This window comes from Alphaproteobacteria bacterium (assembly GCA_019635875.1).
In the GTDB taxonomy this organism is placed as follows: Bacteria; Pseudomonadota; Alphaproteobacteria; order Reyranellales; family Reyranellaceae; genus JAFAZJ01.
The window spans coordinates 355114-369038 of sequence record JAHBYP010000004.1 but is presented as its reverse complement, the minus strand read 5'-3'; the positions used below and the strand labels follow the sequence as shown (position 1 = coordinate 369038).

Annotated in this window: 13 protein-coding genes; 2 read left to right on the top strand and 11 right to left on the bottom strand. The window is 67.9% G+C overall.

All coding sequences use genetic code 11. The annotated features are described in order from the left end of the window. Positions 1–17: 17 nt before the first annotated feature. Together KF889_16570 and dusB are read right to left on the bottom strand one after the other, a co-directional pair. Positions 18–1157, bottom strand: a complete 1140-nt coding sequence (locus tag KF889_16570) for a PAS domain-containing protein (GenBank protein MBX3501056.1) — start codon at positions 1155–1157, stop codon at positions 18–20. A gap of 1 nt (position 1158) precedes the next feature. After that, the gene (gene dusB, locus KF889_16565; GenBank protein MBX3501055.1) at positions 1159–2211 is read right to left on the bottom strand and encodes a tRNA dihydrouridine synthase DusB; all 1053 of its coding nucleotides are present in this window, start codon (positions 2209–2211) and stop codon (positions 1159–1161) included. Between the two features lie 85 nt (positions 2212–2296). Here dusB and KF889_16560 point away from each other — a divergent pair, with 85 nt between their 5' ends. Continuing rightward, the gene (locus tag KF889_16560; GenBank protein MBX3501054.1) at positions 2297–3499 is read left to right on the top strand and encodes a bifunctional 2-C-methyl-D-erythritol 4-phosphate cytidylyltransferase/2-C-methyl-D-erythritol 2,4-cyclodiphosphate synthase; all 1203 of its coding nucleotides are present in this window, start codon (positions 2297–2299) and stop codon (positions 3497–3499) included. Next, the gene (locus KF889_16555) at positions 3499–3999 is read left to right on the top strand and encodes a CinA family protein (protein MBX3501053.1); all 501 of its coding nucleotides are present in this window, start codon (positions 3499–3501) and stop codon (positions 3997–3999) included. The genes KF889_16560 and KF889_16555 overlap by 1 nt, the downstream gene beginning before the upstream one ends. 87 nt (positions 4000–4086) lie before the next feature. On the opposite strand, the gene KF889_16550 is transcribed toward KF889_16555, so the two are convergent. From KF889_16550 to KF889_16510, 9 genes are all read right to left on the bottom strand, one after another. Next, the gene (locus KF889_16550; protein MBX3501052.1) at positions 4087–4551 is read right to left on the bottom strand and encodes a type II toxin-antitoxin system RatA family toxin; all 465 of its coding nucleotides are present in this window, start codon (positions 4549–4551) and stop codon (positions 4087–4089) included. Positions 4552–4558: 7 nt separating this feature from the next. Then, entirely contained in the window at positions 4559–5521 is a 963-nt protein-coding gene (gene lipA, locus KF889_16545) for a lipoyl synthase (GenBank protein MBX3501051.1), read from the bottom strand. Between the two features lie 81 nt (positions 5522–5602). Then, positions 5603–6091 (bottom strand): hypothetical protein, encoded by a 489-nt coding sequence (locus KF889_16540; GenBank protein ID MBX3501050.1) that lies wholly within the window; start codon positions 6089–6091, stop codon positions 5603–5605. A 4-nt stretch (positions 6092–6095) separates the two neighbouring features. Next, on the bottom strand, positions 6096–7508 hold the full coding sequence (gene lpdA, locus KF889_16535; GenBank protein MBX3501049.1) for a dihydrolipoyl dehydrogenase: 1413 nt from the start codon (positions 7506–7508) through the stop codon (positions 6096–6098). A gap of 1 nt (position 7509) precedes the next feature. Next, positions 7510–7875 (bottom strand): cupin domain-containing protein, encoded by a 366-nt coding sequence (locus KF889_16530; GenBank protein ID MBX3501048.1) that lies wholly within the window; start codon positions 7873–7875, stop codon positions 7510–7512. A gap of 11 nt (positions 7876–7886) precedes the next feature. Then, the gene (locus KF889_16525) at positions 7887–9185 is read right to left on the bottom strand and encodes a pyruvate dehydrogenase complex dihydrolipoamide acetyltransferase (protein MBX3501047.1); all 1299 of its coding nucleotides are present in this window, start codon (positions 9183–9185) and stop codon (positions 7887–7889) included. Between the two features lie 12 nt (positions 9186–9197). Continuing rightward, positions 9198–10586 (bottom strand): pyruvate dehydrogenase complex E1 component subunit beta, encoded by a 1389-nt coding sequence (locus KF889_16520; GenBank protein ID MBX3501046.1) that lies wholly within the window; start codon positions 10584–10586, stop codon positions 9198–9200. A 29-nt stretch (positions 10587–10615) separates the two neighbouring features. Next, positions 10616–11674, bottom strand: a complete 1059-nt coding sequence (gene pdhA, locus KF889_16515) for a pyruvate dehydrogenase (acetyl-transferring) E1 component subunit alpha (GenBank protein ID MBX3501045.1) — start codon at positions 11672–11674, stop codon at positions 10616–10618. A 173-nt stretch (positions 11675–11847) separates the two neighbouring features. After that, positions 11848–13902: a TRAP transporter permease gene (locus tag KF889_16510; protein ID MBX3501044.1), complete on the bottom strand. Its 2055-nt coding sequence runs from the start codon at positions 13900–13902 to the stop codon at positions 11848–11850. Positions 13903–13925: the final 23 nt, after the last annotated feature.

Genomic DNA, 13925 nt, shown 5'->3' with positions numbered 1-13925 from the left:
GGGGGCTCCGTTGCGTACTAGCCACCGAAGCGGGTCGGTTCCTCCACCGTCACCGGCTGCATGGGCAGCATGACGTTGAAGGCCGTACGCCTCGGCTCGCTGTCGAACTCGACGACCCCTCCGTGGTCATTGACGATCTTTGCCACCAGGGCGAGTCCGAGCCCGGTGCCGTTGACCTTGCTGGTGACGAACGCGTCGAACACCTGGTCGCGGATCGCCTCGGCGATGCCCGGACCGTTGTCCTGCACCGAGACGACCAGCGGCAGATGCACCTTGGTCCGCACGCCCGGAACGGCAAGCCGCACGCCCTGCCGATAGGCGGTCGAGAGAATCACCTCGCCGCCCTCTTCCGGAACCGCCTCGCAGGCGTTCTTCACCAGATTGAGAAACACCTGGATGAGCTGGTCGCGATTGCCCCAGACCGAGGGCAGCGACGGATCGTAGTTCTCGACGAACCTCACGCGCCGGCCGAAGCCGTTCTCGGCGACCTTGCGCACGTGGCCCAGCACCTGGTGGATGTTGACCGGGCCGCGCTCGACCGGACGGCCGTCGGCGAAGGCCTCCATGCGGTCGACCAGGGCGACGATGCGATCGGTCTCCTCGCAGATCAGCTGCGTCAGCTCGCGCTCGTCCTCGCCCAGCGACTGCTCGATCAGCTGGGCCGCGCCGCGGATGCCCGACAGCGGGTTCTTGACCTCGTGCGCCAGCATCGAGCCCATGGCGCTGACCGAGCGCGCCGCGCCCCGGTGCAGCATCTGGTTGTCGATCTTGCGGGCGATCGACTGCTCGAGCAGCGAGATCACGATGCGGTCGTCGCCGTCGTGCACCGGCGCCATCAGGATGGCGACGAAGCGCGCGCCGATGCGCGGCGAGCTCAAGGTCACACCGCTCTCGCTCACCGCCGCCGCGCTCAGCCGCACCTGGGTCATCAGCGAGAAGGCCGGCGAGTCCCGGGGCAGGAAGTCCTCGAGCGGGTGGCCGATCAGCAGCGCGGCGCCGGTGCCGAAGAACTGCTCGGCCGCCGGGTTGGCATAGAGGATGGTATCGCCGCCATCGACCACGATGGTCGCCTCGACCAGCGCCGCGAGGATCGCCTCGGCCGGCGGGATCGGGCCGCTGCGTTCGGATCGCGCGAGGGCGGCGGCGCGCTGGGCCATGTCAGGCGGCCTCGCGCTCGGGGATGAAGCTGCGCGTGTGGCCGCGATCGATCGCGGCGGCGTAGAAGGCGGCCACCAGGCGGCGCACCTCGGCCGCGTCGGCGACGCGATTGACCGTCGAGCGGAACTCGGCCGAGCCCGGCAGGCCCTTGGAGTACCAGCCGATATGCTTGCGCGCCATGCGCACGCCGGCATGCTCGCCGTAGTGCGCCAGCGTCTCCTCGTAGTGGCGCGACAGCAACTCATACTGAATTGCCAGCGGCGGGTCGGCCGGGCGCTCGCCGGTCCTCAGGAAATGTGCGACCTGTCGCAAGAACCAGGGCCGCCCGTAGGCGCCGCGGCCGATCATCACGCCGTCGGCGCCCGATTGCGCCAGCGCCGTCGTCACGTCGTCGAACGAGACGATGTCGCCGTTGACGATCACCGGCAGGCGCGTGGCCTCCTTGACCGAGCGGATGAAGGTCCAGTCGGCCTGCCCCTCGTAGAACTGGCAGCGCGTGCGGCCGTGCACCGTGATCATCCGGATGCCGCTCTGCTCGGCGATGCGCGCGAGGCTGGGCGCGTTCTGCGAGCGCTCGTCCCAGCCCTTGCGCATCTTGAGCGTCACCGGAAGCTTCACCGCCCGGACGGTGGCCTCGAGGATCCTTGCGGCATGCACCTCGTCGCGCATCAGCGAGGAGCCGGCATGGCCGTTGACGACCTTCTTCACCGGGCAGCCGAAATTGATGTCGATGATCTGCGCGCCGCGGTCCTCGTTGAGCTTCGCCGCCTCGGCCATCACCTCGGGCTCGCAGCCGGCGAGCTGCACCGCCATCGGCTCCTCGCCCTCGCCGCGCGCGGCCATCAGCAGGGTCTTGCGGTTCTCGCGGATCATCGCCTGGCTGGCGATCATCTCCGACACCACCAGTCCCGCCCCCTCGCTCTTGACCAGCCGGCGGAACGGCAGGTCGGTGACGCCCGACATCGGCGCCAGGATCACGGGCGCCTCCAGGGTCACGCCGCCGATGGCGATCGGCGCCGGGCTGATGGATGGAGTAGTCCCTACGCTGCTCATTTTCTATGCAGTTTCTGAAGTGCGTAAATCTTGACCACCTTGGTACCGCGTCGCCCCGGCACTTTCAACCCTGTATGATCGCGCCATGCCCCCATCGTCCGCCCCGCGTACCGCCGCGCTGATCGTGGCCGCCGGCCGCGGCCATCGGCTTGGAGCCGCCCTTCCGAAGCAATATCTGGGCCTAGCGGGCGTTGCGGTCCTGCGACATGCGCTCGAGCGCTTCGTCCGCCATCCCGGGATCGGCCTGGTGCAGGTGGTGATCGCCGATGCCGACCTGCCGCTCTATGACGCAGCCACCGCCGGGCTCGAGCTGCCGCCGCCGGTCACCGGCGGGTCCACCCGCCAGCGCTCGGTGCTGAACGGGCTGGAGGGGCTGGCCGGCCGGGGCGTCGAGCTGGTGGCGATCCACGACGCCGCCCGGCCGCTGGTCGATGCCGGCACCATCACCCGCACCCTGGAGGCTGCGGCACGCGATGGCGTCGATGGCGCCCTCGCCGCGGTCCCGCTGGCCGACACGCTCAAGCGCGCCGACGGCGAGACGATGGTCGCGGCCACCATTTCGCGCCAGCTGCTGTGGCGCGCGCAGACCCCCCAGGTCTTCCGCTTCGAGCGCATCCTCGCCGCCCACCGCGCCGTCGCCGCGCTTGGCAACGACGAGGCCACGGCGTTGACCGACGATTCGGCCGTGGCCGAGCAGGCCGGTTGCCGGATCGCCCTGGTCGAGAGCCCGGAACGCAACTTCAAGATCACCACCGACGCCGACCTCGCGCGCGCCGAACGGGAGCTTGCCCTGGCCATGGAGACCCGCACCGGCACCGGCTTCGACGTGCACGCCTTCGGTCCGGGCGACGCGGTGAGCTTGTGCGGCGTGTCCGTGCCGCACACCCAGGGGCTCGTCGGCCACTCCGACGCCGATGTCGCGCTGCATGCGCTGACCGACGCGCTCTTGGGCACGATCGCCGCCGGCGACATCGGTGCGCACTTCCCACCCGCCGATCCGCAATGGCGCGGCGCGTCATCCGACCGCTTCCTGCGCCATGCCGCCGACCTCGTGACCAAGCGCGGCGGACGGATCGTCAACCTCGACGTCACCATCATCTGCGAACGCCCCAAGGTCGGGCCGCATCGCGAACGCATGCGCGCGCGCGTCGCGGAGATCCTCGACATCGCCGTCGATCGCGTCGCGGTGAAGGCGACGACGACCGAGAAGCTCGGCTTCACCGGCCGCGGCGAAGGTATCGCCGCACAGGCCATCGCCACCGTCGCCGTGCCGGCCCAGGAGCAATGATGACCGACGCTCTCTTCCCCGGGACCTGGCGCGCGCTGGCCACCGACCTGCTCGAGCTCTACCGCCGCGCCGGGCTGAAGCTGGCGACAGCAGAGTCGTGCACCGGCGGCCTCGTCGCCGCGACCCTGACCGCGATCCCCGGCTCGTCCGATGTCGTCGAGCGCGGCTTCGCCACCTATTCCAACGAAGCCAAGGAGAAGATGCTCGGCGTGCCGCGCGCGACCCTGCTGTCCTACGGCGCGGTGAGCGAGCCCGTCGCACGCGCCATGGCCGAGGGCGCGCTGGTAGAATCGCTGGCCGATGTCGCGGTGTCGATCACCGGCGTCGCCGGGCCGAGCGGCGGCAGCACCGAGAAGCCGGTGGGACTGGTGCATTTCGGCTGTGCCCGGCGCGGCCGGCCGACGGTGACGGCCCGACACGTGTTTCCCGGTGATCGCGACGAGATCCGGGCGCGCGCCGTCGAGACGGCGCTGGCGATGCTGGGCGACGCGGTGCGCTGATCGCAACTCTCTCTGTCATTCCGAGCGGAGCGAGGAATCCAGGGCGGTCACTGGATTCCTCGCTGCGCTCGGAATGACAGTGTGGCGTTACGCCGGTCGTGCCCCGGGAATTGCGCCGTAGAGCTTGGCGGCGCGGGTTTCGAAGGCGGCGACCATGCGGCGCACGGCCTCGTGGAACAACAGCTCGATGGTCGCCTGCAGGAGGCGCGACTTGAACTCGAAGTCGACGAAGAACTCGACGTCGCAGCCGCCGGCATGCGGGTGAAAGATCCAGTAGCTCTCCAGCCGCTTGAACGGGCCGTCGGCGTAGATCGTGTCGATGCGCGGGCCGTCGGGATTGCCCGGCATCAGCGAGACCGTCGAGGTAAAGCGCTCGCGGAACAGGCGGAAGCCGATGATCAGGTCGGCGATGATCCGCGCGCCGTCGCGGCGGCGAATGCGCGCGCCGATGCACCACGGCAGGAATTGCGGATAGGCCTCGATGTCGGCCACGAGGTCGAAGAGCTGGCGCGGCGTGTAGGGCAGCACCCGCCGTTCGCGATGCACCGGCATGATCGCCTCAGCCGGATGCCAGCCTGGCCTCGCGCGCGGCGCGCAGGCGCTGGAAGTCGTCGCCGGCGTGGTAGCTCGAGCGCGTCAGCGGCGAGGCCGAGACCATCAGGAAGCCCCTGCCCCGCGCCGCGCTGGCGAGTTGGGCGAACTCCTCGGGAGTCCAGAAATGCTCGACCGCGGCGTGCTTGGGGGTGGGCTGCAGGTACTGGCCGATGGTGAGGAAGTCGACGTCGGCGGCGCGCAAATCGTCCATCACCTGCAGGATCTCGCCCTTGGTCTCGCCGAGGCCGACCATCAGGCCCGACTTGGTGAAGCGTGCCGGGTCGGTCTCCTTGACCTTGGCCAGCAGCTGCAGCGAGGCGAAGTAGCGCGCGCCCGGGCGGATCGTCGGGTAGAGCCGCGGTACGGTCTCGAGGTTGTGGTTGAACACGTCGGGCCTGGCCGCGACCACGGCCTCGATCGCGCCGCGCTTGCGCAGGAAGTCCGGCGTCAGGATCTCGATCGTCGTATCGGGCGAGGCGCGGCGAATCGCCTCGATCACCTGGACGAAATGCGCCGCCCCGCCGTCGGGCAGGTCGTCGCGATCGACCGAGGTGATGACGACGTGGCTCAGGCCGAGCTTGCCGACGGCCTCGGCGACGTTGACCGGCTCGTGCGGATTGAGCGCGCCGGGCATGCCAGTGCGCACGTTGCAGAAGGCGCAGGCCCGCGTGCAGGTGTCGCCCATGATCATGAAGGTGGCGTGCTTGTGCTTCCAGCACTCACCGATATTCGGGCAGGCGGCTTCCTCGCACACCGTGCTCAGCCCGTATTCGCGCATCAGGCGGCGCGTCTCGGCGAATTGCGGCGAGTTCGGCGCCTTGACCCGGATCCAGGCCGGCTTGCGCGCGACGGGATTGTCCGGCCGGTGCGCCTTCTCCGGATGTCGCTCGGCACGCGCGACGGCGGGCTTGTCGAGAGTGGGTTCCATGCAGCTACAGGTGATGCGTTCGGTGGGCGACGTCAAGTTGGCCATGGGACCCCCGGCATCCCAGGGACGGAGGGGAGGTGGTCACATCTCGTGCAGGTGGTTGCGCAGCACGCGCAGCAGGCAGATCTCGACCATCTCCGGCGTGACGTCCTCCAGCGGCACTTCCTCGACGGTGCCCTTGGCGTCGGCCTGCGACTTGTCGACATCGGTGAAGTAGACCGCGAAGCCGTGCGGGAAGACCGCCTTGAACGACACGCAGAGCGGCAGCTCGGGTGCCGTCTTCGGCAGCGGCATGGCGAACTTCGCCACCAAAGTCGGGTCGGGCTGGTCGGGCAGGTAGAAGTCGCCGGTGTCGCCGATCGCCGCGCGCAGCCCGGCCTGGGCGCTGATGTTGTGCACCCTCGTCATGCCCGGAAGGACGACATGCGTCAGCACCGCGCGTGCGGCCTGGTAGAAGACCTTCTTCTGCTCGTTCTCCTCCTGGCGGCGGATCTGCTCGAGCCGCCGCGCCTCGTCCTTCTCCCGCAGCGCCTGGCGGATGAACTCGAGAATCTCCCGCTCGCTGCGCATCGGCTCAGACGTGCAGCACCCGCCCGTAGGCGTCGAGCACGGCCTCGTGCATCGTCTCGGAGATTGTCGGATGCGGGAACACCGTATGCATCAGCTCGGCCTCGGTCGACTCGAGCGTACGCGCAATGGTGTAGCCCTGGATCAGCTCGGTGACCTCGGCGCCCACCATGTGCGCGCCCAGGAGCTCGCCGGTCTTGGCGTCGAACACCGTCTTCACCAGCCCCTCGGCCTCGCCCAACGCGATCGCCTTGCCGTTGCCGATGAAGGGGAAGCGACCGACCTTCACCCGGTGCCCCGCCGCCTTGGCCGCCGCCTCGGTCAGGCCGACGCTGGCGACCTGCGGATGGCAATAGGTGCAGCCCGGGATGTTCTTGGTCTCGAAGGGATGAACGCCCTTCACGCCGGCGATCTTCTCGACGCAGGTGACGCCCTCGTGGCTCGCCTTGTGCGCCAGCCAGGGTGGACCGGTGAGATCACCGATGGCATAGACATTAGGCTCGCCGGTAGCGCCCCAACCGTCGACCACGACATGCGTGCGATCGACCTTCACCTTGGTGCCTTCCAGCCCGAGCGTCTCGACGTTGCCGACGATGCCGACGGCGGAGATCACGCGCTCGACGGTGATGTCCTGCGTCTTGCCGCCGGCCTCGATCGTCGCCGTGACGTTGCTCGCGCCCTTCTTCAGCGCCTTCACCGTGGCGCTGGTCATGATCTTCATGCCCTGCTTCTCGAACGCCTTTCTGGCGAAGGCCGAGATGTCGGCGTCCTCGACCGGCAGCACACGGTCCATCACCTCCACCACCGTCACCTCGGCGCCGAAGGTGCGATAGAAGCTGGCGAACTCGATGCCGATCGCGCCCGAGCCGATCACCAGCAGCGACTTGGGGATCGAAGGCGGCACCATCGCTTCGCGATACGTCCACACCAGCTTGCCGTCGGCCTCCATGCCCGGCAGCTCGCGCGCCCGCGCGCCGGTGGCGAGAATGACGTTCCTGGCTGTGAGCGCGGTGGCCTTGCCGTCCTTGCCGGCGACCGCGACCTTGCGCAGCCCGCCAGCGACGCCGTCGAGCTTGCCGCTGCCGAAGAAGACCGCGATCTTGTGCTTCTTCATCAGGAAGGTCACGCCGCTGTTGAGCTGGCCCGCGACCTTGCGGCTGCGCTCGACGACCTTCCTGGCGTCGAACGCCACGCCGCTGGCCGACAGCCCATAGGCATCGGCGTGCTTCATCAGATGATAGACCTCGGCCGAGCGCAGCAGCGCCTTGGTCGGGATGCAGCCCCAGTTCAGGCAGATGCCGCCGAGCAGCTCGCGCTCGACGATCGCCGTCTTCATGCCGAGCTGCGCGGCGCGGATCGCGGTGACGTAGCCGCCCGGTCCGCTGCCGATGACGATGAGGTCGAAGCTGGTATCGGCCATGTCAGATCCTCATCGGCTGGGCCGTGCGATCGTTGGCAGGCCCGTCGCCGGTATTGGGCACGCCGCGACGCTCGAGCAGGATCATCTCGCAGTCCTCGGCATACGGCTTGTGCTCGGTGCCGCGCGGCACGACGATCAGCTCGCCCGGCCCGAGCGTCACTTGCCGGTCGCGGAAATCCATGCGGAGCCGGCCCTTGATGACGATGAACAACTCGTCGGCATCGGCATGCTCGTGCCAGACAAAATCACCGTCGACCTTCACCACCTTGATCTCGTAGTCGTCGATCGTTTCGACGATCTTCGGCTGCCACTTGTCGCTGAAGCTCGCCAGCTTGTCGGCGAGGCAGATGCGCACACCCTCGGCCATGGCTCAGCTCCTCACAGCAGCATCGTCGCAGGCTGCTCGATGTACGAGCGCAGCGTCTGCAGGAAGACCGAGCCCAGCGCGCCGTCGACGACGCGGTGATCGACCGACAGCGAGCAGCTCATGATGTTGCGGATCACCATCTGGCCGTCGCGCACGACCACGCGCTCCTCGCCGGCGCCGACCGCGAGAATCGCGGCCTGCGGCGGGTTGATGATCGCCAGGAAATCCTTGATGCCGTACATGCCGAGGTTGGAGATGGTGAAGCCGCCGCCCTGGAACTCGTCGAGCTTCAGCTTGCCCTCGCGCGCACGGGACGCGAGGTCCTTCATGTCGGCGGCGATGCGGCCCAGACCCTTGAGGTCGGCGTTGCGCACGATCGGCGTCACCAGGCCGCGATCCGTCGCCACCGCCACGGCGATGTCGACGGTGTTGTACTGGATCATCGCCTCCTCGCTCCACGAGGCGTTGACGTCGGGATGGTCGCGCAGCGCCATGGCGCAGGCCTTGATCACCATGTCGTTGACCGAGACCTTGGCACCCTTGCTCTTCTCGGCCAGCGCGTTGAGCGCCTTGCGTGCCTCGAGCAGCGCATCGATCTCGTAATCCACCGTCAGGTAGAAATGCGGCACCGTCTGCTTGGACTCGCTCATGCGGCGCGCGATGACCTTGCGGATCGAGGTGTGCGGAATCTTGGTCGTTGCCTCGCCCGGTACCACGAATTGCGGCTGGGCCGGACCTTTCGCGGCAGCGGGCTGGGGCGCCGCAGCCGGCTTGGCCGTGCCCGCCTTGGCGGCGTGCTCAACGTCTTCCTTCACGATCCGGCCGTGCGGGCCCGAGCCACTGATCTTCGACAGATCGAGCCCCGCCTCCGCCGCAAGGCGCTTGGCCAGAGGAGAGGCGAACACGCGCCCACCTTCCAATGTATTCGCTGGAGCCGGTGCTGCAGTGGCTGGTTGAGGAGGCGCCGAACCTTGAGGCGCTGATGCAGGCGCTGCGGCGGGCGCGGGTGACGCTGCGGGTTTAGGCGCGGAAGCAGCCGGCTTGGCATCACCGGCCGGCACTTCCTCGCCTTCCTCGACCAGGATCGCGATCACGGCGTTGACGGCGACGCCCTCGGTGCCCTCCGGCACCACGATCTTGCCGATGATGCCCTCGTCGACCGCCTCGACCTCCATGGTCGCCTTGTCGGTCTCGATCTCGCAGATGACATTGCCTGATGTGACCTTGTCGCCTTCCTTGACATGCCACTTGGCCAGCTTGCCTTCGGTCATGGTCGGCGACAGCGCCGGCATGAGGATGTTGATCGCCATGGCTCGTCCCCGTCAGCGGTAGCAGACCGCCTTGGCGGCGGCGACGATGTCCTGGGGCTGCGGCAGCGCCATCTTCTCGAGATTCGCCGCATAGGGCAGCGGAATGTCGAGCCCGGCGACGCGCTTGACCGGCGCGTCGAGCCAGTCGAAGGCGTGGTCCATCGCCAGGGCGGCGATCTCCGAGCCGATGCCGGCGAAGGGCCAGCCCTCCTCGACCGACACCAGCCGGTTGGTGCGCTTCACCGACTCGACGATGGTCTCGGTGTCGAACGGACGCAGCGAGCGCAGGTTGATCACCTCGGCCTCGATGCCTTCCTTGGCCAGCTCATCGGCCGCCTGCAGCGCCTTGCCGACCATGATCGAGAAGGCGGTGATGGTAACGTGCTTGCCCGGCCGCTCGATCTTGGCGCGGCCGATCGGCAGCACGAAGTCGCTGGTATCGGGCACATCGAAGCTCTGACCGTAAAGGATCTCGTTCTCGAGGAAGATGATCGGGTTGGGATCGCGGATCGCCGCCTTCAGCAGGCCCTTGGCGTCGGCGGCGCTCCACGGCGCCACCACTTTCAGCCCCGGGACGTGCGCGTACCAGCTGGCGTAGCACTGCGAGTGCTGCGCGGCGACGCGCGAGGCGGCGCCGTTGGGACCCCGGAAAACGATCGGGCAGCCCATCTGGCCGCCCGACATGTAGAGAGTCTTGGCTGCCGAGTTGATGATCTGGTCAATCGCCTGCATGGCGAAGTTGAACGTCATGAACTCGACAATGGGTTTGAGCCCACCGAAGGCGGCGCCGACCCCGAGCCCGGCAAAGCCGTGCTCGGTGATCGGCGTGTCGATAACTCGCCGGGCGCCGAACTCGTCGAGCAGGCCCTGGCTGACCTTGTAGGCGCCCTGGTACTGCGCGACCTCCTCGCCCATCAGAAAGACGTTCTCGTCGGCGCGCATCTCCTCGGCCATGGCGTCGCGCAGGGCCTCGCGCACCGAGAGCTTCTTGGTGGCGCCTCCCCACTCGGGCTCGGGCGCCGGCCTCGCCGCAGGCGGCGCGCTTGCGACTGCAGGTGCTGCCGGCTTGGTGAGGGGCGCCTGCTTCTCGTCCTGCGGCGCGGCTTCCGCCTTCGGCGCCGCAGCCGGCGCGGGTGCCGGAGCCGCGTCGGCGCTCTCGCCTTCCTCGGTCAGCACCATGATCGGCGTGTTGACGGCGACGTTCTCGGTGCCCTCGGTGATCAGGATCTTGCCGACGGTGCCTTCATCGACCGCCTCGACCTCCATGGTCGCCTTGTCGGTCTCGATCTCGCAGATCACCATGCCGGCGGTGACCTTGTCGCCTTCCTTGACGTGCCACTTGGCGAGCTTGCCTTCGGTCATCGTCGGCGACAGCGCCGGCATCAGGACGTTGATGGCCATGACTGAGAATCCGTTCCGATCGATGCGTGTCAGGTGGCTTGCGGTGGCTTGCTTTCCACCAGCACGTCGGTCCACAGCTCCTTGGGATCGGGCTCCGGACTCGTGGTCGCATACTCGGCGGCGTCGGCGACGATGCGGCGCACCTCGGCGTCGAGCGCCTTCAGCGCCGCCTCGTCCATCGCCCTGGCGTCGGTCATGCGCTTCTTCAGACGCTCGATCGGGTCGCGCTCGCCACGCATCTTCTCGACCTCTTCCTTGGTGCGATACTTGCCCGGATCGCTCATGGAGTGGCCGCGGTAGCGGTAGGTCAGCATCTCCAGCACGTAAGGTCCCTTGCCCGAGCGTGCATGCTCGACCGCGCGCTCGCCGGCGGCCTTGACCGCGATCACGTCCATTCCGTCGACCTGCTCGCCGGGAATGCCGAACGATTCGCCGTGCTTGTAGAGGTCGACGACGGCGGACGCGCGCTCGACGGAGGTGCCCATGCCGTACTTGTTGTTCTCGATGACGTAGACGACGGGCAGCTTCCACAACGCCGCCATGTTCATCGCTTCGTAGACCTGGCCCTGGTTGGCGCTGCCGTCGCCGTAGTAGGTCAGCGACACGCTGTTCTCGCCGCGGTACTTGCGCGCGAAGGCCAGGCCGGTGCCGATCGGCACCTGCGCACCGACGATGCCGTGGCCGCCGTAAAAATTGCGCTCCTTCGAGAACATGTGCATCGAGCCGCCCTTGCCGCGCGAATAGCCGCCCTCGCGGCCGGTGAGCTCGGCCATCACGCCGCGCGGATCCATGCCGCAGGCAAGCATGTGACCGTGATCGCGATAGCTGGTCAGCACGGCGTCCTTGGTGCTGTCGATGGTCGCCTGCATGCCGACGACGACGGCTTCCTGGCCAATGTAGAGATGGCAGAATCCGCCGATGAGACCCATGCCGTAGAGCTGTCCGGCGCGTTCCTCGAAACGCCGGATCAGCAGCATGTCTCGGTAGAATTGCCGGAGCTGCTCGGGAGCGATGCTGTTGTCGCCGGTCCTGCTTGGCGACTCGACCGATGCGGACGGTTTCGACTTGGCGGCGGCTGCTTTGGCCATCGGCTGTCCTCCCGACACGAACGCTGCGCTCTTGTCCCCGGCTTCATAACCGACTGTGATGAAGAGACTTTGATCTGCCTAGGAAAAACTCTTGTCCAACATTCCGCCGCGGCGCGGCGCGCGGATTGTTGCAAAACATCGCGCGGCGTCCGAAACTTTCTTGCTGACCCGCCCTAGGTGGTCATCCGCGAGCGAAAGTAGAAGCGCTGCGTGCCCCATGCCGCAACTGCGAGAGCGATACCGACCAGGTCGGTGATCGCACCGGGCGTGATGAGGGCAAGTGCCGCGATGCCGGACAGGACTCGCGGGAACATCGCCAGCCGTTCCGTGAACCAGCCCTCGGTGGCGCAGGCCAGCAGCCAGACGCCGATCATGGCGGTGACCGTGACGTGTGCGATTTCCATGAAGCTGCCCTGCCCCAGCAGCACCGGGCTGTAGAAGAACATGAACGGCACTATGAAGGTTGCCAGGCCCATCTTCACGGCGATCCACGACGTTCGCCAGGGATCGGCTCTGGCCATGCCGGCGGCGGCGAATGAGGCGACCGCGACCGGGGGCGTGATCGCCGACAGCACCGCGAAGTAGAAGATGAACATGTGGGCGACCAGCTTGGGCACGCCGACCTGCTGCAGGCCGGGCGCGACCACGGCGGCGGCGATGGCGTAGGCGGCCGTGGTCGGCATGCCCATGCCGAGGATCACCACGATGATCATGGTGAAGAACATCGCCAGCAGCTGGTTCTGGCCAGCGATGGCCTGCATGATCTGCGCGAAGCGGCCGCCGATGCCGGTGAGCGCGATGACGCCGACGATGACGCCGGCGGCGGCACAGACAGCGACGAGCTGGATGCTGTCCTTGGCGCCGATCTCCAGCGCCTGGACGATCGCCTTGCCGCCCATCACGTCGTCGCCGCGCCGCCAGCCCAGCCTGCCGTTCGGCAGACGCGCGATGCCGTTGAGCCAGCTCACCAGGATGCACAGCCCCATGCCGAGGCCGGCGGCGAGGAAGGCGGAGTAGCCGCTGACGAAGGCGCCGATCAGCACCGCGATGGGCGCGATCATGTAGAGCCGCATCAGCAGCGGACCAAGCGGCGGCAGCTCGGCGCGGGGGATGCCGCGCAGGCCGTGCTTGGCCGCGTGCAGATCGCAATGCGCATAGCAGGCGACGTAGAACAGCAGGCAGGGAATGATCGCCGCAGCGGCGATCTCGGCATACTTGATGCCCGTCGCCTCGGCCATCAGGAAGGCCGCGGCGCCCAGCACCGGCGGCGTGATCTGGCCGCCGGTCGACGACGTGGCCTCGATCGCGCCCGCGGAGGCACGGTCGTATCCGACCCGGCGCATCATCGGGATGGTGACCGCTCCCGAAGCCACGACGTTGGCCACCGACGAGCCGCTGACCGATCCGAACATCACGCCCGACAGCACGGCGACCTTCGCCGGGCCACCGCGCGCCCAGCCGACCAGGGCCACCGACAGGTCGTTGAAATACTCGCCGGCGCGCGAGCGCGTCAGGAACGCGGCGAACGCGGTAAACATGATGATGAAGGTCGACGACACCTCGAGAGTGGGGCCGAACACGCCGAGATTGCTGAAGATGTAGGGAAAGCCGAACCACAGATCCCTGAGCGACTTGTTGTGGTAGAGCGCCCAGGACTCCGGGAAGACGTGCCCGAACATCGCGTAGAGCATGAAGATCCCGGCGATGATGGTCAGCGCATTGCCGGCGGTCCGCCGCGTGAACTCGAAGACGACGACAAGGCCGACCAGGCTGTAGACGAGATCGGGCAGGTCGTAGACCGCCCCCTGGTTCATCTGCAGCTCGTCGAGGTTCTGCCACATGTAGACGGCACAGGCGATCGCGCCGAGCATGAACAGCCAGTCGTACCAGGGCGTGCCGTCGCGGCCGCGCCCCTTCGCGATGGTGAAGAAACCGAAGCCCAGGGTGGCGCCCCACGCGAGGTGTATGGCGCGGAACAGCTCCTGGTCGATGTTGGGTGCGATCGCCTTGTAGAGGAAGTCGCCGATGCCCAGCAGCGCGTCGAGCTGCTTGAGCACCACGGGGCCGACCAGGATCCACAGATGGAAGCCGGTGAAGGCGGCGCACAGCCAGAAGAACAGCACCTGCTCCCACGGGCGGTGCTCGCGGCGGCCGCCGGAATGCTCCAGTTCCTCGACATCGACCGCGCCGACTTCGCGCACGTCGGCAGCCGCGTTCACGTTCGCCATGAAACCACCCGTCCCCGGATGCG

Bases quoted from the DNA above. Each gene is read 5' to 3' on its own strand.
- KF889_16570 (MBX3501056.1), bottom strand. From the start codon at position 1,157: ATGGCCCAGCGCGCCGCCGCCCTCGCGCGATCCGAACGCAGCGGCCCG.
- dusB (MBX3501055.1), bottom strand. From the start codon at position 2,211: ATGAGCAGCGTAGGGACTACTCCATCCATCAGCCCGGCGCCGATCGCC.
- KF889_16560 (MBX3501054.1), top strand. From the start codon at position 2,297: ATGCCCCCATCGTCCGCCCCGCGTACCGCCGCGCTGATCGTGGCCGCC.
- KF889_16555 (MBX3501053.1), top strand. From the start codon at position 3,499: ATGACCGACGCTCTCTTCCCCGGGACCTGGCGCGCGCTGGCCACCGAC.
- KF889_16550 (MBX3501052.1), bottom strand. From the start codon at position 4,551: ATGCCGGTGCATCGCGAACGGCGGGTGCTGCCCTACACGCCGCGCCAG.
- lipA (MBX3501051.1), bottom strand. From the start codon at position 5,521: ATGGAACCCACTCTCGACAAGCCCGCCGTCGCGCGTGCCGAGCGACAT.
- KF889_16540 (MBX3501050.1), bottom strand. From the start codon at position 6,091: ATGCGCAGCGAGCGGGAGATTCTCGAGTTCATCCGCCAGGCGCTGCGG.
- lpdA (MBX3501049.1), bottom strand. From the start codon at position 7,508: ATGGCCGATACCAGCTTCGACCTCATCGTCATCGGCAGCGGACCGGGC.
- KF889_16530 (MBX3501048.1), bottom strand. From the start codon at position 7,875: ATGGCCGAGGGTGTGCGCATCTGCCTCGCCGACAAGCTGGCGAGCTTC.
- KF889_16525 (MBX3501047.1), bottom strand. From the start codon at position 9,185: ATGGCGATCAACATCCTCATGCCGGCGCTGTCGCCGACCATGACCGAA.
- KF889_16520 (MBX3501046.1), bottom strand. From the start codon at position 10,586: ATGGCCATCAACGTCCTGATGCCGGCGCTGTCGCCGACGATGACCGAA.
- pdhA (MBX3501045.1), bottom strand. From the start codon at position 11,674: ATGGCCAAAGCAGCCGCCGCCAAGTCGAAACCGTCCGCATCGGTCGAG.
- KF889_16510 (MBX3501044.1), bottom strand. From the start codon at position 13,902: ATGGCGAACGTGAACGCGGCTGCCGACGTGCGCGAAGTCGGCGCGGTC.